Source organism: Natronococcus pandeyae (assembly GCF_008122205.1).
In the GTDB taxonomy this organism is placed as follows: Archaea; Halobacteriota; Halobacteria; order Halobacteriales; family Natrialbaceae; genus Natronococcus; species Natronococcus pandeyae.
This window is the reverse complement of record NZ_PHNJ01000007.1, coordinates 99,726-117,962: the sequence shown is the minus strand read 5'-3', so window position 1 is coordinate 117,962 and position 18,237 is coordinate 99,726. Positions and strand designations below refer to the sequence as shown.

The 18,237-nt window shown below is 63.7% G+C and carries 17 protein-coding genes; 10 read left to right on the top strand and 7 right to left on the bottom strand.

Features of this window, described 5'->3' with window-relative positions; genetic code table 11:
- Positions 1 to 113 precede the first annotated feature (113 nt).
- Positions 114 to 449, top strand: a complete 336-nt coding sequence (locus CV102_RS14310) for a DUF7853 family protein (RefSeq protein ID WP_148858687.1) — start codon at positions 114 to 116, stop codon at positions 447 to 449.
- 491 nt (positions 450 to 940) lie between these two features.
- Positions 941 to 1,405 (top strand): hypothetical protein, encoded by a 465-nt coding sequence (locus tag CV102_RS14305; protein ID WP_148858686.1) that lies wholly within the window; start codon positions 941 to 943, stop codon positions 1,403 to 1,405.
- A 102-nt stretch (positions 1,406 to 1,507) separates the two neighbouring features.
- On the opposite strand, the gene CV102_RS14300 is transcribed toward CV102_RS14305, so the two are convergent.
- Positions 1,508 to 3,391: a S9 family peptidase gene (locus tag CV102_RS14300; RefSeq protein WP_148858685.1), complete on the bottom strand. Its 1,884-nt coding sequence runs from the start codon at positions 3,389 to 3,391 to the stop codon at positions 1,508 to 1,510.
- A gap of 49 nt (positions 3,392 to 3,440) precedes the next feature.
- Complete coding sequence (locus CV102_RS14295; protein ID WP_148858684.1) at positions 3,441 to 4,697, bottom strand: RNA-guided endonuclease InsQ/TnpB family protein; 1,257 nt, start codon at positions 4,695 to 4,697, stop codon at positions 3,441 to 3,443.
- 152 nt (positions 4,698 to 4,849) lie between these two features.
- Here CV102_RS14295 and CV102_RS14290 point away from each other — a divergent pair, with 152 nt between their 5' ends.
- Complete coding sequence (locus tag CV102_RS14290) at positions 4,850 to 6,193, top strand: M28 family peptidase (protein ID WP_148858683.1); 1,344 nt, start codon at positions 4,850 to 4,852, stop codon at positions 6,191 to 6,193.
- 68 nt (positions 6,194 to 6,261) lie between these two features.
- Here CV102_RS14290 and CV102_RS14285 read toward each other — a convergent pair whose 3' ends face one another.
- On the bottom strand, positions 6,262 to 6,813 hold the full coding sequence (locus tag CV102_RS14285; protein WP_148858682.1) for a DUF4188 domain-containing protein: 552 nt from the start codon (positions 6,811 to 6,813) through the stop codon (positions 6,262 to 6,264).
- Between the two features lie 117 nt (positions 6,814 to 6,930).
- Between CV102_RS14285 and CV102_RS14280 the strand changes: the two genes are divergently transcribed.
- Positions 6,931 to 7,581 (top strand): helix-turn-helix domain-containing protein, encoded by a 651-nt coding sequence (locus CV102_RS14280; protein ID WP_148858798.1) that lies wholly within the window; start codon positions 6,931 to 6,933, stop codon positions 7,579 to 7,581.
- Between the two features lie 137 nt (positions 7,582 to 7,718).
- Here the strand turns inward: CV102_RS14280 and CV102_RS14275 are convergent, their stop codons facing one another.
- Both CV102_RS14275 and CV102_RS14270 read right to left on the bottom strand, forming a co-directional pair.
- Positions 7,719 to 8,525 carry a class I SAM-dependent methyltransferase gene (locus CV102_RS14275; protein WP_148858681.1) on the bottom strand — a complete coding sequence of 269 codons (807 nt, stop codon included), beginning with the start codon at positions 8,523 to 8,525 and terminating at the stop codon, positions 7,719 to 7,721.
- Positions 8,515 to 9,084, bottom strand: a complete 570-nt coding sequence (locus tag CV102_RS14270) for a hypothetical protein (RefSeq protein WP_148858680.1) — start codon at positions 9,082 to 9,084, stop codon at positions 8,515 to 8,517. Before CV102_RS14270 ends, CV102_RS14275 begins: the two co-directional genes overlap by 11 nt.
- 312 nt (positions 9,085 to 9,396) lie before the next feature.
- On the opposite strand from CV102_RS14270, the gene CV102_RS14265 reads away from it, so the two are divergent.
- On the top strand, positions 9,397 to 10,614 hold the full coding sequence (locus tag CV102_RS14265; protein WP_148858679.1) for an RNA-guided endonuclease InsQ/TnpB family protein: 1,218 nt from the start codon (positions 9,397 to 9,399) through the stop codon (positions 10,612 to 10,614).
- A 101-nt stretch (positions 10,615 to 10,715) separates the two neighbouring features.
- Here the strand turns inward: CV102_RS14265 and CV102_RS14260 are convergent, their stop codons facing one another.
- Positions 10,716 to 11,354 carry a helix-turn-helix domain-containing protein gene (locus CV102_RS14260; RefSeq protein ID WP_148858678.1) on the bottom strand — a complete coding sequence of 213 codons (639 nt, stop codon included), beginning with the start codon at positions 11,352 to 11,354 and terminating at the stop codon, positions 10,716 to 10,718.
- A 302-nt stretch (positions 11,355 to 11,656) separates the two neighbouring features.
- Here CV102_RS14260 and merB point away from each other — a divergent pair, with 302 nt between their 5' ends.
- Positions 11,657 to 12,295: an organomercurial lyase gene (gene merB / locus CV102_RS14255; RefSeq protein WP_148858677.1), complete on the top strand. Its 639-nt coding sequence runs from the start codon at positions 11,657 to 11,659 to the stop codon at positions 12,293 to 12,295.
- Between the two features lie 35 nt (positions 12,296 to 12,330).
- Here the strand turns inward: merB and CV102_RS14250 are convergent, their stop codons facing one another.
- Positions 12,331 to 12,969, bottom strand: coding sequence for a helix-turn-helix domain-containing protein (locus CV102_RS14250; RefSeq protein WP_233710695.1), 639 nt, complete (start codon positions 12,967 to 12,969; stop codon positions 12,331 to 12,333).
- Between the two features lie 210 nt (positions 12,970 to 13,179).
- On the opposite strand from CV102_RS14250, the gene CV102_RS14245 reads away from it, so the two are divergent.
- From CV102_RS14245 to CV102_RS14230, 4 genes are all read left to right on the top strand, one after another.
- On the top strand, positions 13,180 to 13,473 hold the full coding sequence (locus CV102_RS14245) for a hypothetical protein (protein ID WP_148858676.1): 294 nt from the start codon (positions 13,180 to 13,182) through the stop codon (positions 13,471 to 13,473).
- Entirely contained in the window at positions 13,470 to 14,435 is a 966-nt protein-coding gene (locus CV102_RS14240) for an ABC transporter ATP-binding protein (protein WP_148858675.1), read from the top strand. The genes CV102_RS14245 and CV102_RS14240 overlap by 4 nt, the downstream gene beginning before the upstream one ends.
- Complete coding sequence (locus tag CV102_RS14235; RefSeq protein ID WP_148858674.1) at positions 14,432 to 15,280, top strand: ABC transporter permease subunit; 849 nt, start codon at positions 14,432 to 14,434, stop codon at positions 15,278 to 15,280. Before CV102_RS14240 ends, CV102_RS14235 begins: the two co-directional genes overlap by 4 nt.
- 101 nt (positions 15,281 to 15,381) lie before the next feature.
- Positions 15,382 to 17,925, top strand: coding sequence for an efflux RND transporter permease subunit (locus CV102_RS14230; RefSeq protein WP_148858673.1), 2,544 nt, complete (start codon positions 15,382 to 15,384; stop codon positions 17,923 to 17,925).
- Positions 17,926 to 18,237: the final 312 nt, after the last annotated feature.

Here is an 18,237-nt window from a genome sequence, read left to right as displayed (position 1 = left end):
TGCCGGCGGCGTGATCAGTTCTTTCACATCTGTGTGAATTGGTACCGATGCTCAGGTGCAGGCAGCATCCTTTCACTGGTTACAGTCGTATGATAGCCTGCCTTCCCCAGTCTATGGCCCCTCAGAGCGAACACCAGGAACGGGCGTTCGACCTGTCCAGAGAAGAGCAGTGGGTACTGCACCACACGCTCCTCGATCGGATGGAATCGGAGGTGCGATCTCCCGCTGACACCGACCCGCCACCGCTTGCAGTGTATCGTGTGTTCGAGAAACTCGAGGCCGGAACGCACCGGTTCTCACAACGTGAACGCCGGTGTCTCCGAGACGAACTGCGCCAGTGCGTCGCAGCGGCCGAGACGCCGGACCGGGACCGACCGATCGCAGAGCGCCTCCTCGTCGAACTCGAAACGCCGGACGCTACCGATTCCGTGGCCGAGCCGCTGCCGTAACTCGGCCGCGGCTTCGGCCGGCCGATCTCTCGAAACCGACGGTCAGCGAGTCCAATCCGGGTGAGACGACGGGTCGATTACGTCTGGCGGGAAAACATAGCTCGCTCCCTCGTGGAGACAACGACCAACGAGGCGTACACAAACCAGAGTACCGCTACGAGCGAGAAAGTTGCCTCCGTGGAAACTCAGGACGACCGAGACTCCAACGCGAAGAATCCTCGTCCTTCACAGTAGTTTCGAATGCCAAAATCTGTGCATTGCTTATTTTCACTTCGCTCCGGCTGAATAGACCGCTCAGTACAGGACAAATAGGTAACGGAACAACCACCAAATTCGTGATAGTTGTCACGAACAGCGTGCTGATACCAGAGATTTCGATTGACACAATTTCTGTGTGCCTTTATTTCGACCACTATATCACAACCATTCACATCCTAACGAGATTTGATATCGCAATAAATATTTATCTGTCGACATTATAGGGGTAGAAAATGGAACGGCGTGTGTTCCTCACTTCGTCCGGCACCGCCCTCACAGTTCCTTTCATAGGATGCACTGCCTCATTGAGGTGCCCTGACCCTGACATCGAGTCTCCGATGGAATATGAGGAGTTTGACTTCAGCGCGTCTTTAGAAGCAGAAGACGAAGTGCGACTTCTCACTACCCCTGATGACGTTGAAGCCGAGGAAAGAGAGACCAGACAGAATCTAGCAGAGGTTGACTTTGACACACAGTGTGCTGTAATAGTTGAACGGCCATTGCGTGGAGATTGGGGTTCACACCACATATTGGGGGTTGAACGGGACTCTGACAACAACAGTCTGCTCCGAGTACACGCTTGTTCGACTGACAGGCCCGACGAACCTAATGACGTGCAGACTTACTTGTCGTTTGGGATTATTGTTGACTATACTGGAAACACGCCCACGGATGTAACCCTCCGCCACCATTATTAGCAATAACTGCCGAAGAATCTTCGTTCATACACATAGTGGGAATACCGAATCGACTCTGCCCTCATGCACAATTCTCATCTACTGTTCAGGGCGGGGAGGATATCAAACGTGCTCGTCGAGGAAGTCGGCGATCCGCTCGAACTGCTCGACGCGATTCTCGAGTTTGGTCGTGTGGTGGCCCTCGTCCTCGAAGAGACACGTCTCGACGGGGGTGCCCTGCTCCGCGACGGCCGCAGCGATCTGGCGGGCCTCGTCGACCGGAACGCGGGGATCGTTTTCCCCGTGCTGGATGAATAGCGGACACTCGATCCGGTCGACCCTGTGAATGGGGCTGATCGATTCCAGGAACTCCCGGTCCTCCTCGAGCGACCCGTACTCGGCCTCGCGGTGGGAGCGCCGGTAGTCGCCGGTGTTCTCGAGGAACGTGATCCAGTTCGCGATGCCGACGAAGTCGACGGCGGCCGCCCAGAGGTCGGGGTACTCGGTGAGACACGCGAGCACCATGAGCCCGCCGTAGGAGCGGCCGTAACAGACGATCGACTCGCCGTCGATCTCCGGCCGGTCACGGAGCCACTCGACCCCTTCCGCGACGTCGCGAACGGAGTCCATACGCCGTTCCACGTCGTCGAGCGCGGCGTACTCGCGCCCGTAGCCCGAGGAGCCGCGGACGTTCGGTTCGAAGATGGCGTACCCGTTGTCGAGGAAGTACTGCCGGATCGGGCGGTTGCGCCACGACGGTCGACGCTGGTGATGTGGTCCGCCGTGGATGTCCACGATCACCGGCATCTCTCCTTCCTCGTAGTCGTCCGGGAGCGTGAAGAACGCGGGGATCTCCCTGCCGTCGAACGTCTCGTACCGGATCAGTTCGGGCTCGTGATATCGCTCGAGCGAAACCCCGCCCGGCGAGGGGACCGTCCAGCGCTCCGCTTCCGGAGCGTCTCCATCGTCGACGTCGTTCAGGTCGACGACGTAGATCGAGTAGTTCAGGCTGGTCGAGGAGACGGTCATCGCCGCTCGGTTTCCCGTGGGGCCGATCGTCAGGTCGGACACGACGCCGTCGGGGAATTCGACCGCCGCGACGTCGACGTCGGTCGACGAGTGGAACTGACCGACGTACAGTTCCGAGTAGCCGTCGACGTTCCGGGTGTACGCGAGTCGACCGGTTTCGGCATCGAGTGCGAACTGGTCGATGCTCCAGTCACCGTCGTCAGATGCTGCCGGGTTGCCGGAACGGATCGTCTCGGCCTCGAGCGTCTCCGGGTCGATCCGGACCAGTTCCTTGGTGTCGGCGTTCGCGTCGCTCGCGCAGTAAATCGCGTCCCCGTCCGGTCCGAACGTGGGATGGCTGTAGCGTACGTGTCCCTCGTGTGGGGTGACGTGCCGGGACTCGCCGGTCGTCAGGTCGACGACGTGGAGGTCGTCGTCGGAGCTCGCGTGTGCCTTTCCGACGAGAAGCCGCTCGCCGTCCGGACTCCAGTCGGCCACGCTGGTCCGTCCGTTCCCTTCGTAGACGAGCCTCGGTTCGTCGCTGGAGCGAGCTGATTCCCGGTTGTCGGGCGAGCTTCGATCACCGCTGTCAGCGACGTCCATCACGTACACGTCGAAGTTCGCAGTATCGCGGCGGTTGGCGGTGAACGCGATTCGATCGCCTGCGGGGCTCCAGGCGCCCCACGAATGGATCGCATCGGGCCGATCGGTCAGTTGTTCGATCGTTCCGTCGTCGGGCTCGAGTCGGAACAACTGGTCGTGCTCGTCGGCCCCGGCGTCCTTGCCGAACGCGACCGCGTCGCCGGCCGGCGACCAGGAGACGAACGAGATCCGCTCGTCGTAGAACGTCCGCTGGGTCGGCCACCCTCGCGGCTCGTCGAGGGTCCAGACCTGCATCGTCCCCGTCGTGTCCGCGCGGAACGCCAGCCGACCGTTCGGTGCGATCGTCGCTCCTCTCGTCCCTCGAGCGGTTAGATAGCGTCTGACGTCGTTCGTCATACTCTGGTCCACAAATGCCGTCGATGTCAACTACCCCACCCTACTTCGCTCACCCTGACGGGTTCGCTCGTGGAGGGTGGGGCTTGTCCATGAACTCGGCCTCGAACCCTTCCGGGTGGGCGGTGAATCCGCCACTCGGCGTCACAGTTCCAGACTTTAGGGCAAGCTGACTGTTGCCCGTCCGCCGAGACGACTGTTGGCCCCGACGGACATACCGCATACCGATGTTCTTCGCTGCGTTGTAATCCGCGTTCGCTTCCGACTCGCACTTCACGCACCGGAAGTCGTTTCGGGTCGGGCGATTCTCGTCTGCTGTGAAACCACACTCGGCGCACCGCTTCGAGGTGTACGCCGAACCCACCTGCTTCACCGAGATTCCTTCCGCTTCGGCCTTGTACTCCACTTGCTCGTAGAGTGTTCGGAACGCCCACTTGTGACCCCACGACGCTCCGGTTCGGTCGCGGATGTGAGTCAGGTCCTCGAACACAATTACGTCACAGTCGTACCGGAGTGCTTCGTCTACGATGGCGTTCGACGCCCGGTGTAATACGTCACGGACGTATCGAAGTTCGCGGTCACTTGACTGTTCGAGCGTTCGGTGGGCGCTTCGCGTCCCGGTCTGTTGGAGTCCGGCACGTACCTTCTCGAACTCGCGGAGGTTGTGGGTCAACTCCCGCCCGCTGAAAAAGTAGGCGGTGCTTGTAACGGCGAGGTTTTCGATACCGAGGTCAACCCCGAGAACCGTTCCGTCCTCGGCGGTGTTCCGCTCGGTGTCATTCTTGTGTCGGCGGAAGCCGATATGTAAGTGGTAGTCGCCATCACGGGCGGTGAGCGTACTTTCCGTGACGCTCCACTCGTCTGAATCGAGGTACTGCCGTTGGTAGCCATCGTCGGCGTCGGGTAGAGCAAGGTCACACCGGACGCGACTCTCCGTGGTGGAAAGCGACACCGTATCGTCATCAAACAGCGTCATAGTCCGAGTATCGTACTTCACCGTGGGTGCGGTGAAGGTCGGTTTGCTCACCTTCTTGCCTTTCGACCGACGTTCGATACAGCCGGTGATGGCTTGTGCAGCTTGGTGGGTGGCGAGAATCGCGTGCTGACTACCGAGGTCGGTGTGTTCGCGTACGTCGTCGTAGGCGAGGGGCTGTACGTCGCTTTTCGCGCTACACTTTCCCCACGCCATATCCATGGCGATTTGGCAACCACGCTTCCACTCGGAGATAGTATCTTTGAGGAGGTCGCGTTGCTCGTCCGTAACCTCAAGACGAGTGATTGCCGTCCGACGCACGTAGTCGTCTGCCACAATTTCAATGTGGGTAGATGGCTACTTATAGATTGGTGCTTGTGACCGATGCGAACGCGCTCCTCCCCTCCCTACTCGCTCCCTCCGGTCGCTCCTTGAGGAAGGGGACTCCGCGCGACCGCGAAGTTGAACAGCCATACGCTCGGCCATTCATGACGAAACTGCTGAACGACGTCGTCGGCGATGCGTACACGAGTAGCTTTCACTGGGACGTCCTCGAGGATCTGGTCGACGTCGGCAACCGGATGGCCGGCCAGGAGGGTGAACGACGAGGCGCCGAGCGCGTCCGGGAGGCCTTCGAAGAGATCGGCCTCCGAAACGTCCATCTCGACGAGTTCGAGATCGACGGCTGGTGGCGTGGAGACGCCGCGATGCGGACGAGTGGTGCCCACGAAGAGAGCTTCGCGGCCGACTACCAGGTGATCGGACTTCCGGGCACACCCGGCGACACCGTCGAGGCGGAACTCGTCGACGTCGGCTACGGCCGCCTGGCGGACTTCGAGGACGCCGACCTCGAGGGGAAGATCGCGATGGCCTCGAGCGAGACGCCCGACGACTACGGCCGCAGGCTCCACCGGATGGAGAAGTACGCCAGCGCGGTCGACGCTGGCGCGGTCGGCTTCGTCTTCCGCAACCACGTCGAGGGCTGTCTGCCGGCGACCGGCGAGATCGGCTACGACAACCGGCCCGGCCCCGTCCCGGCGGTGGGCGTCTCGAAGGAGGTCGGGCACCGACTGCTGCGCCACAGCGAAGACGGGTCGCTGACCGTCGAACTCGACGTGGACGCCCGCAACGAGCGCACCGACTCGGTGAACGTCGTCGGCGAGGCCGGACCGGACACCGACGAGGTGGTGATGGTGACCGCCCACGTCGACGCCCACGACATCGCCGAGGGGGCCAACGACAACGGCGCGGGCACGGCGCTGGTCTGCGAGATCGCGCGGCTGCTCAAACGGGTCGAGGACGACCTCGAGACCCGCGTGCGGTTCGTCCCCTTCGGATCGGAGGAGATCGGCCTGCAGGGCGCCTCCCACTCCGCGGCGAGCCAGGACCCGTCGAACGTGAAGTGCGTCATCAACGTCGACGGCGCCGGCAACTCCCGGAACCTCCGGGTCAACGCCAACGAGTTCGACGCCCTCGAGGCGCTCTTCGAGGAAGTAGCCGACGAGTTCGACGTCCCGTTAGCGACGGGGGATACCATCAGCCCGCACGGCGACCAGTGGGCGTTCGTCCAGGAGGGCGTTCCCGCGTCGATGACGTCCTCGACCTCCGACTCGAGCGGCCGCGGCTGGGGTCACACCCACGCCGATACACTTGACAAGCTGGACCTCCGGGATCTGCGGGACCTGTCCGTCCTCATCGCTTCGGCGGCGTTCACCGCCGCCGAGAGCGACCGCGAGTTCCCCCAGCGCACTCGAGAGCAGACCAGGGAGATGCTCGACGAGGGGTACGTCCAGGAGCTGAAGGTCGGCGGTCGGTGGCCCTACGACGAGTAGCTCCATTTCGGCCGATCCGATGAAGGTCGGAGACGCAGATCCGCAGTGTAGCCTCACGGATGGGCCGATCAGTTCGTTTCACTCGTTCCGACGGCGGAATCCGTCCCGTCCGGGTGACCCAGCCGACCGGAAGCCGTCTCCCGCCGACCCCCTGCGGACACGATCTCCGTTCCGTCGCACGCGGCGAGTCCGTGCGGCGGCATGTTGTTGTAGACGGTCTCGTACTCACCGGCCCGAACGAGGTAGGTTTCGTGCCAGATGCCGACGGCAGTGTCCTTCTTGGTCCCGCTCCGGTAGTACTCCTGCCAGGCAGGGAAGTGCAACCGATCGTCGTCGCGGGCGTACTCCCGCAACGCGTCGAACGACTCCCAGTACTGGACGAACCCGACGTGGCGAACGCCCGGTCCGACCACCGTTCGACTCCCGAGCAGGCCCGACTCCGGATCGTCGACCAGTTCGCGGACCATACGTGGCGCGATGAGCACCAGCGGGAGCCACCGGTGAATCTTCCAGAACTCGTTGATCCGCACGCCGATGTGGAAGACGACGAACTCCGCCTCGCGTTCGGCGGTTACTTTCCGCTCGATAACCCCGTCGTCGCTTTGGTGCTGTGTCGCCATCACACTCATACTCGCGGGGGTTCTCCTTGCTGATTGCCCCAACGTGTTGGCGTCGAACCCGACCATCCGATATCGGCTCGGGTCGACGACACGGTCACGCCGACCCACCACCGAACCATGATTCGCGCACAGTTCCGGATCCGTTTGCCGGAGGGCGTATGGGTGACGGACCTCTCAAGGCGGTTTCCCGACGCGACGTTCAGGCTCCTGGCGGGACGTCGGATGGACGACACCGCGGTCGAACTCGGAGAGGTCAGTACAGCGACTCCGGACGCGACCGTCGACGCGCTGCGCGCGCATCCTGCGATCATCAGGTACGAACTGCTGGAATCGACCGACAGGCGCGCGTTCGGAAAGTACGAAACGACGGATACCGATCTCTACGACTTCGTCGAACTGCTCTCACTCCCCGTCGAGTTCCCGGTGGTCGTGCGAAACGGCTGGTTCGAGTTCGACCTGACCGGGACGCAGGAAGAACTCGAGCAACTGCGGGCAGCGCTCGAGGCAGGGGACGTCGCGTACGAACTGCAAACGCTGGTGCACACGACGGACACGGAGACGCTGTTGACCGATCGGCAGCGCGAACTCCTCGAAACCGCACTCCGAGAGGGCTACTTCGAAGTACCGCGGGAGTGTACGCTCGCGGAACTCGCCGAGACGGTCGGCGTCGACAAGTCGACCGCGAGCACGGTGCTGCGCCGAGGCGAGGCGACGCTGCTCAAGTGGTTTCTGACCGGTCCGGAAACGAAAGGCAGGCGCTTTCGGTGACCGGTGTGGTGAATCCGCCCTTGACTCCGATACCGAGTGCGGACCGGGAAGTACCGCCCGATCGACCACCGGGGTGACCAGTCGGCGGCCTGCCGTCGTAGTCTCCTCTCGAGGGGGGCGACCTTCGAGTGCTCTCGTTAGTTCGATTCCGGAACCGTCGCCGTCGTACTGCGGTACTCGAGTTCGACTGCATTCTCGCCGTCGTCGAAGTGTGATTCGATCGTCTCGAGCACCGCTTCCCGGAGTTCCGGCCGGTCGTCGACCCGTTCGATGTACGTGATGAACAGGCCGGAGTGAGCGACCAGTTCCCGCCAGAAGTGGGCCGGCGAGAGGGCGGGGTACAGCACCGTCTCGGCCCGGAACGTCAACTCGTCGACGGTCGCTCCCAGTCGCTGCGTGACGACGTCGGGATCGCCCCACGCGAACGGGGGTTCCGAGAACTCCGGCCGATCGTCCGGAGAGAGGCGCGCTGCCACGAGTCCAGCCATCTTCGGGAAGAGGCCCGTCGGCGTCCAGGCGGTGAATCCGATCCGTCCGCCGGGTCGCGTCACGCGAAGCAGCTCTCGAGCCGCAGCGTCGGGCGGATCGCCGTACATGTGCCCCAGCGACGAGAGCGTCACGTCGACGGCGTTCTCCTCGAAGGGGAGGTCGGTCGCGTCCCCTTCGTGCCACTCGACGTCGTCGACACCGGCGATCTCGGCGTTTTCCCGCGCTCGCTCGAGCATGACGGGAGCGACGTCGAGGCCCGATACCCGCGCACCGCGACGGGCGGCGGTGATCGCGACGTTTCCCGTACCGCATCCGACGTCGAGCACCTCGTCGCTCGAGTCGACGGCCGTGCGTTCGACGAGCTGTGCGGCCATCGACCGGTAGTTCCTGGCGAGTTCGACGTACGACCCGGTCGACCACGCTTCTTCGAGTGCTGCTGTCGGCTCAGTGCTCATCGGCCACCTCCGCTACTGCGGACGAGCTATTACCGGATCGCGTTCCCCGGTAGGCCAGCACGCCGCCGCCGATCAGGATCGGCAACCCGAGCGCGGCCGGCCCGAGGTGCAACAGGAAGTCGAACTCGAAGTGGACGGTCTGGTGGACCGGGAGGGAAAACGCCGCGAAGACGAGCGGCACGCCGAGCGCCGTCGTCAGCGCCCACCCGTCGCCGCGCCGAACCCCGTACCAGGCGAGGGCGACGATGCCGAGTCCGACCGCGATCATGAGGCCGGCGAAGCTCACGTGAACGTGGGCGATGTAGGACGCGACCTCCGGGTGGGTCGCGGCGAGTTCGGTCGCCGTGACGCCGTCGAGTTCGTCGACGCCCAGCTCGAACCCCGAGGTGTAGTAGGTCCGGTAAATGAACCCGATCCCGTGGAGCACGAACATGAGCCCGGCAGTGGCTATCAGATAGGCACCCCACCGGAGTCGCCGATCGGCGTCCGCGGGAAGTGATTCGGAACCGATTGTGTCCGTCCGATACCGTTCGTCGTTCGCTGTCGTCTGGTCTCCCATACGAGAAGAACTGTACACCGAAACCAGCATCTCGGTTCCTGCGGATGTACTGGGTGGGTTTAAACCGGCTCGACGATCTCGGGCCCCGAATACGTCTCGGTGTAATCCGTTGGTTGTCACTCCCGGCTCCCGGACTCTACGGGCGAGTACCACGGGAAATCCGGCTCCGGAGAAGTTCACAGGCGGTACAAGGCGGATGCCCCGACCCTTGAGGTCGGGGAGGAAGCCGACAACCGCTGACACAAACCACGTCACGACGGCAGGCCGACTCCCAGACGTATAAGTAACATCAGCCATATATGTGAAATCACAGTGGAATACCGTCGTACCGCCGTCATCAAACTCGACACTCCCGAAGGAGCCGACGATTCGCTTCGAGAGACTGTCGAGCAGTTCAAACACTGCGCCAACACCGCGAGCGAATGGTGCTGGCACGGCGACGACGGCTACCACGTCATTTCCAAAGCGAAAGCCGAACGCGCCCTGTACGACCAACTCCGCGACGAAACCGACCTCACCGCGAACCTCGTCCAGAAAGGGATTCGCAGGGCGGTTGAAGCCGTCAAAAGCGGAGTCGAACGACTCAAACGTGGCGAGAACACGTCGCAACCGCACTTTTCTGCGGATAGTGCGGTGTACGACAAGCGGAGCGCGACGTTCCACCGCGATCACGTTTCTCTCTCCACCGTGGATGGGCGTGTTGAGTGCGATTACATCCTCCCCGACGACTCGGAGACACCGCCCACGAAGTACGTCTCCGACGAGGGCTTCGAGTTTCGGATGGCGCACTTACAGTATCGGGACGGTGACTGGTATCTCCACGCCTCGATGGAAAAAGTCGAGGCAGACGAGGAAACGCCCGAATCCGAGTCCAAGCACAGAACAGTCCTTGGTGTGGATTTGGGCGTCAACAACCTCGCCGTCGCTTCGACGGGGCGATTCTGGTCGGCAGACGAGTTCAACCACTGGCGTCGAGAATACGAGAAACGTCGTGGTTCGCTTCAACAGTGTGGTTCTCGTCACGCCCACGAGAACATCGAATCGGTCGGGCAGAAAGAGTACGGACGCTTCGAGATACACCTACACACAGTGGCGAACGAACTTATCGTGGAGGCTGTCGAAAACGACTGTTCGCATATCGTGTTCGAGGATTTGACCCATATCCGGGAGAATATTCCAGGGGCGACGTGGCAACACGTCTGGGCGTTCCGACGCCTCTACGACTACGTCGAATACAAGGCCGAAGAACACGGCATCGAAGCCGTACAGGTTGACCCGCGAAACACGTCGAAGCGGTGTTCGACGTGTGGGTTTACCCACGATAACAATCGGGTGGGAGAGGTGTTCGAGTGCCAGAAATGTGGGTACAAGAACCACGCCGATTACAACGCTTCGAAGAACATCGGTTTGCAGTATCTCCGTCGTCGGCAAAATGCAGACGATGGAGGCGCACCCGTAGATGTGCGCTTGAATCGCGGGACGCTGAACGTGAGCGGGGAGTACGTACCCCCTGCCTCTACTGAGGCATAGAACGGGAGTCCACGCGAAAGCCTCGGGGTCGTACGGAAGATCTTCGATCTTCCGTGATGACGAGAGACGAAGTCTCTCGAACCACTTGACCCCGAGGCGATTTACGCCGTGAGTTGCTGCGTCAGGAGATTCCGCTCGGCCCGCTGGAGATGTTCCGAAACCGTCGCCGTGTTGAGATCCAGCGCTGCTGCGACGTCCTCCGTGGACGCCTCTCGAGGGATTTCGTAAAAGCCCATCTCGTAGGCCGTTCGGATCACCTCGAACTGGCGGTCGGTGAGCGCGTCGAGTGAGTTCCGGTCGCCCTCGTATTCGGCGAGTTTTTGGAGGGCCGGGGCGGTGCCGGCGGCCTCGTAGTGACGAAGCACGTTGCGGATAGCTTCCTGCGAGCCGACGAACGACAGCAACATCCCGCGATCGCTCACAGTGGGGGAACACGTACCGATCAGTTCGTCGAAATCGTCGTCGATTTCGGGTGGAAGCCCAGTGGCAGTGAGTTCGAAGAGATAGACGTACGTGTTCGACTTCTCGGTCACTAGCTCCCATCGGTCGACGCACTCGAACGTCTCGAGCGCGTCTTCGTCGAGCCGTGCTTCGACCTCGACCTGGGGAACGCAGGTGTACCCCTCGTCCTCGAGCATCTGGATCTCACGCACGCCGGCGTCTCGAACGAGAGAAACGAGGCCGCCGAAGCCAACCGCCTCGAGTTCGGAGTCGCTGAGCGTGATGATTGCTTCGCGCATCGTTTTGGTTCGTTCGGGCGGATATCCGCCGTCTCTCGTTCGCTATCGTTTGACAGCGGTTCACATAGCGGTGGTGGTCGACGACCGCGCGTTACCAGACAAATATAACGAATGTTCCGTCGGTATCGATCGCGATTCGGAGACCATCTCGGGAGGTTGCGTGGATCTCGACCGCGGGAACGAACCGTCGACCCTCACGGTCCCAGTCGCTTCCGAAAACCGCTATGCATCATGCGGCCGAGATAAACCCGCCCAGCAGGTTGGGAGTCACGCCGATTTCCGTCGCGAACGTAGCCGTCGCTATGCTAGAGGACTCGTGTACCTGCTGTGGTATCCCCGAGAACCGAGACGACCGAACAGCGACGACTGCGACCCAGTGGAGTACAGAGACTCCCGTTCTCGAAGCCCAACTCCCCGAAGAACTGCAAGCGGCTCTCGGTCGATTCCTCGGCACGGAACCGGTCGAAACGCTGGGCGACTGGACGACAGCCGTTCGACGACTCGCGGGTGACGGATCGATTACGCTCGAGGAACTGTGCCTGTCCGAGGAACCGACGGACCACTGGGCCCTCGTTGACGGCGAGCGGTACGACTTCGCGTGTTTTTACGACGCGGTGATACTGGCGGGACTAACGGACCGTCCGGTCGATATCCGAACGAAAAGCCCGGGCGGCACCGTGATCGAGGCCCGGGCGATCGGGACGTCCGAACTGACGGTCGCCCCGCGAGAGGCGGTCTTCTCGTTCGGGATCGACGCGAGCGTCGAACCGCCGTCGGACGGAGAGCCGTCGCTCGAGCAGGGGTATGCAGCGATCTGCCCGTACGTGAAGGCGTTTCCGGATCGGACGGCGTACGAACGATGGGCGACAACCGTTCCGGCTGCGACCGTTGCGATGCCGCTTTCGGGAGCGACCGAGTTTGCGACCCAACTCGTGAGGTAACGTACAGCTCGAGACGCGGATTCGTGAGAGAATCGCTAGAGCAGTCGATCGAAGACGTTCCGTTCGGCCCGCTGGAGATGTTCGGCGACGGTCGAAGGGTCGAGTTCGAGTTCCGAGGCGACGTCGTCCGTCGTCGCGTCTCGAGGGACCTCGTAGTACCCCAGGCGATGAGCCGTTCGAAGGACCTCGCGCTGCCGGTCGGTCAACTCGTCCAGCGGTCGCGTTCGTCCCTCGTACGCGCCGAGTTTCCGAAGGTCGGCCGACACGCCGGCAGTCTCGAACTCGCCGAGCGTGGACGAGATCGTCTCCTGCGAGCCGACCAGCGAGATCGACGCGGTCTCCCCCTCCAGTTCCGGATCGCAGGTACCGAGCAGGTCGTCGGCCCGCTCGGCGAGAGTCGTCGGCAGTTCGGGGGCGGTAAACGCGATGACGTACACGTGTCCGTCCGCCGTCTCGGAGACGCGGTTCCACCGGTCGACGCACTCGAGCGCCGAGAGTCGCTCCTCGTCGTACCGCCGCTCGACGGTCACCTGTACGACCGCGCCGGTCCCGCGACAGGCGAGTTCTTCGAACTCCCGAATCCCCGCGTCCCGACTGAGAGAGAGGAGTTCGCCGATCCCCATCGCGTCGAACGCGTCGTCACTCACGGTGACGGTCGCTTCGCGCACGGGCATACCAGAATCTCCACCGAACGATCAGTAAAGCGTTGTGCCCGGGATACGGGTGTTCGTCCGACCCAAATCGTCGCCGCCCCCTCGGCTCGAGTCACAGTCCCATACATAAACCCACCCAGCATATCCGGAGCAATCGACCTCGGACGGCACCTCGTTTCTCCAAGTGCGCGTGGCAGGAGAACGTCACGGCGTCCAGAACGGTGAGTACCCATGTACACTGGAACCAGAGACCCTGAGAGTACGGAAACGGCGGTCGCCAGGAGACGGGCGGCCCGGCGAACCGCTGGCGGTGCGGTCGCATACGTCGGGCTGCTGGCCGGAGCGTTAGTTGCGGTATCGAATCCGATCGCGACGGCGATCGGTATCGGCAGCGTCGCCGTCGTCGCCTGGAGCGTCCGGTGGATCCTCGACGAATCGCGCACCGAGGACGATCGGTCGGGGACGAAACGTCGAGTCGAAACGCTCGGAAACCGAGTATCGGCGTTCGTCGGGGTGCACGGATGACTGCTATCCAGACGACGGGGCTCACGAAGCGCTTCGATGGGGGCGTCGTGGCCGTCGACGACCTCGATTTGCGGGTTCGGGAGGGTGAGGTGTTCGGATTCCTCGGTCCGAACGGCGCCGGGAAATCGACGGTCATCAACATGCTACTCGACTTCGTCCGCCCGACCGAGGGGTCCGCGACCGTCCTCGGTCACGATCCCACGACCGACGCGGATCGGATTCGGCGTCGAACCGGGGTCCTTCCCGAGGGAAGCAGCCTCTACGAGCGCCTCACCGGCCGCGAGCACGTCGAGTGGGTGGCTCGAGCGAACGACGTTTCGGTAGACGCCGGCGCGGCACTCGACCGCGTCGGGCTCTCGAGCGCCGACGCCGACCGTGCGGTCGGCGGCTACTCGAAGGGGATGCGACAGCGGCTCGCGTTCGCCATGGCGCTGGTCGGCGAGCCCGACCTGCTGATCCTCGACGAACCGTCCGCGGGGCTGGATCCGAACGGGATGCAGGAGTTTCGCGAGATCGTCCGCGAAGAGGCACGCGACGGACGGACGGTATTCTTCTCGAGCCACGTTCTCGGTGAAGTCGAGGCGGTGTGCGATCGGATCGGGATCCTGGACGACGGGGAACTCGTGGCCACCGGAACGCCCGACGCGCTTCGAACGACGCTCGAGTTCGGCGGTACGATCAGCGTCGACGTCGCTCGCGTCCCGGACGATCTCGCGCTCGAGCGGCGAAACGGCGTCGAGTCCGTTACGGTCGAGGGATCGACGGTGAGGGCGTCGCTGGCCGATCCGACGGCGAAAGCCGAGGTCGTCGCCGCACTGGACGAGCGAACGCGAGTCCTGGACATCGTCTCGGAAGAGACGTCGCTCGAGCGGCTGTTCAACACCTACACGTCGAACCACCGGGCGGAACGGTCGCTGACGGACGACGGGCGAGAGGGCACTCGAACGGAGGTGGCGGGATGAGCGTTCGGACCGTCGCTTCCAAGGATTTCCTCGACGCTCGGCGGGCGAAGATCGTCTGGTCCGTCGGCGTCCACTATCCCCTGTTGATCGCGCTGTTTTTCCTCCAGGTCCGACTCGGCAGTGTCGCGGGACCGCCCGATCTCCTCGTGGCGCTGTGGAACATGGCGTTCGTCGGCGCGGTGTTCGTTCCGGCGATCGCGCTCGTGGCGACCTACCTCGCCATCGCCGGCGAGCGCGAATCCGGGAGCATCAAGTATCTCTTGTCGACGCCGGTCAGCCGCCGCGACGTGGTTCTCGGGAAGTTCGTTTCGAGAGCGAGCATCGTCGCCGCGTCGCTCGTCCTCGGGTTCGCGGTCGCCGCGATCCTGGCGGTGGCGTGGTTCGAGTCGCTTCACGCGGCGGTGTTCGTCAAAATCGCCGCCCTCACGACGGTGTACGCGCTCGCTTACGTCGCAGTCGCGATCGGTATCTCGGCGGCAACGGCGACTCGGTCGCGAGCGATGGCCGGCGCCCTCGGGTTTTACTTCGCGACGAACCTCGTGACGCTGAACGACGATATCTCGGGGTTAGCCGGGCTCGAATACGTCCTCAACGACGTACTCGGGCTCGGCATTGGTGCGGATCTCATCCAGTTCGTCGGCATGGTCACGAACCCGACGCGAGCGTATCTCGTCTCGACGATCGGCGTCTTTCCCGACGGGATGACAGCGACGATGGGGCTTCCTCGTCCCGACGAGCTTTCGTGGTACGTCCAGCCCGAGATCGCCGCCGTGATACTGGTCGGCTGGCTGCTGGTGCCGATCGTCCTCGGTGTGAGACGGTTCGATCGGGCGACGCTCTCCTGACTCACTTCCTGGGACGGTCACTGGCACCACCCCGTTTCTGGCTCAGAAACGGCGAATCCCGTTATTTGGACCTCCCGGTTCGAGTCGGAACCGAGCAACTCATGGGTCGAATCGACGACACGATCGATCGAATCGCAGCGATCGTAACAGCGCACAACCGGCTGGTCCTCCTCGTGATGCTCGTCGCGACGGCCGGCGTGTTGATGGGCATCCCGCAGATCGAAGCGGAGCAGGAGGAAGCGTTCGGCGACGAACTCGAGACCCAGACCGAGGTCGGAGAAGCGGCCGAGTACGTCGACGACAACTACGCCGACGAAGACGACGAGCCGACGGCGACGTCGAACGTCTACGTCAGAGACGACACGGGGAACGCGCTCTCGCAAGCAGCGCTGCTCGAGGCGCTAGAATATCAACAGGAAGTCACGGAATCCGACGCGGTCGCCGACTCCCTCGAGGAAGACGGCGTCGTCGGCCCGCCGAACGCGATCGCGATGCAGTTGGCCGGCGATCCCGACGCGGACGTAGACGAGCAGATCGAGGCGCTCGAGGCCGCGGACGACGACGAGGTTGCAGCCGTCGTCGAGCGAACGTTCACCGGTGGCGAGGCGACGCAGGCGTTCTTGCCCGCCAGCTACGAGTCCGGCACCGCCGAGGCGGAGTCGTTCCGGATGCAGTTCGAGTTCGAGGTCGACGAGGCGCCGGAGAACCAACTCGCGTCCCCGCCCGAAGACGCCCAGCGGACGCTGTTCGAGGCCGCGGAAGAGCGCGACGACCCCGACGTCTTCACGCTGGGCGAGTTCGCCCAGGAGCCCTGGATCGAACAGCAACAGAGCGACACGGTCTGGCTGATCCTGCCGCCGGCGCTGGTGCTCGTGCTGGCCGTCCTCGCGTTCGCCTACCGTGACGTCGTCGACGTGCTGATCGGGTTCGTCGGCGTCGTCGTCTCGGTGCTGTGGATGTTCGGCATCCTCGGCTGGCTGGGCATCCCCGCGGGGATGACGATCATCATCGGACCGGTGTTGATCGTCGCGCTATCGATCGACTTCGGGTTACACGTCTTCATGCGGTATCGCGAGCACCGCGGCCCGGAGGACGGAATTCGGGAGGCCATGTCGCGGTCGACGGGATCGGTCGCGGTCGCGTTCCTGCTGGTGGCGCTGACCGCCGCGATCGGCTTCCTCTCGAATCTCACAAGCCCGCTGTCGATGATCCGAGAGCTCGGGATCGGCATCACGCTCGGCGTGCTCTCCGCGTTCGTGATCTTCGTCACCCTCGTTCCCGCGCTGAAGATCGGTGCCGACGGCTTGCTCGAGCGATTCGGGTTCGACCGCCGGAAGACCGCCCTCGGGAAGGGGCGGTACCTCCGCCCGGTCCTCTCGAGTGGCGTCCACGTCGCCCGTCGCGCGGCGCCGGTCGTCGTCGTCGTCGCCCTCGTCGCCGGCACCGCCGGCGGACTCGCGTACGCCGACATCGACAGACAGGGGTTCCAGCAGGACATCGAGGTCGCCGACTGGAAGACCGAACTGCCGGGGCCGATGGCCTGGGAGGCGGCCGACACGGAGTACCAGCAGAACCTGGCGTACGAGCAGGAGCAGTACCAGGGCGACCACGAGTTCACGAGCAGCACGCGCTTCCTGGTCGACGGCGATCCCACCGATCCGGAGACGCTCGAGGCGGTCGCCGACGGCCACGCGGCCGCCGACGACAGCGACGTGACGTACAGCCAGGGCGGCGAGGTCGCGGTGCTGTCGCCGCTGTCGGTGATGGCGGAGACGGCGGCGACCGACGAGGAGTTCGCCGAGGTGTACCACGGCGCCGACACGACCGGCGACGGCGTTCCCAACCAGGACGTCGACGAGGTGTACGACGCGCTGTTCGACGCCGCGCCGGAGCAGGCCGAGCAGGTGATCGAGCGAACCGACGACGGCGAGTACCGAACGCTGCTGGTCCACGTGCCGGTCCAGCAGGGCCTCGACGTCGGCGAGCAAGGCGACGCGATGCACGACATCGCCGACGAGATGGAAGACGGCTCGGCGGCGTCGGTGACGCCGGTCGGGGTCGCGACGCTGAACAACGCCGAACTGGCGGTGCTGGCAGACGACATTATGGAGACGATGCTGATCGCGCTCGCCGGCGTCCTCGTCGCGCTCGCGGCGATCTACCGGTTCGAGCGCGACAGCGCCCTGCTGGGCGCGCTCACCGTGGTCCCGATCGCGCTCGTCGTCGGACTGGTCATCGGCAGCATGTCCCTCTTCGGCGTGCCGCTGACGTTCGTGACGGCGCTCCTGATGAGCATCACGATCGGGCTCGGGATCGATTACAACATCCACGTGAGCGACCGGTTCGCGCAGGCCCTCGAGCGCGGCGCCGATCCCGCGACGGCGCTCTACACGGCCGTGACGGGGACCGGCGGTGCCCTGCTCGGCAGCGCGCTCACGTCCGGCGCGGCGTTCGCGACGCTCCTGCTCCACCCCGGGCCGCAGATCCGCTCGTTCGGCGCGATCGTGGTGCTGGCGCTCGCGCTGTCGTTCCTGCTGAGCGTCTTCGTCCTGCCGAGTCTGCTGTACCTGTGGGCGACTCGAGTGGCGGAGTGGGACGCGGCCGAGAGCCACGAAACGCGGCCGTCGGTCGCGGACAATGATTGATACTGTCGGACAACAGGCAGTGACCACTCGATCGCGTTTCGTGGATCGTTGCCGCCAGCACCGACCGCTCGAGTGCGATCGATGTGTGAATGGTTTCGTCCGACAGTCTGAACCGATCGAGCGGGCGTCCCGCGGTCCGATTCCGCGGCGAGGCCGCCGCCGGGATTTAATAGAGCCGCTCACGACGGTACCGATTATTGAAGTCGTGTTGACTCGCTCACAGATCGGGTTCGGGATTCGATCCGCCAGGGGTCCGCCAGCGGATGCCGAGGAGCCGTTCATCACCGCGAGGTGGCGCGATCGGGCGTACCG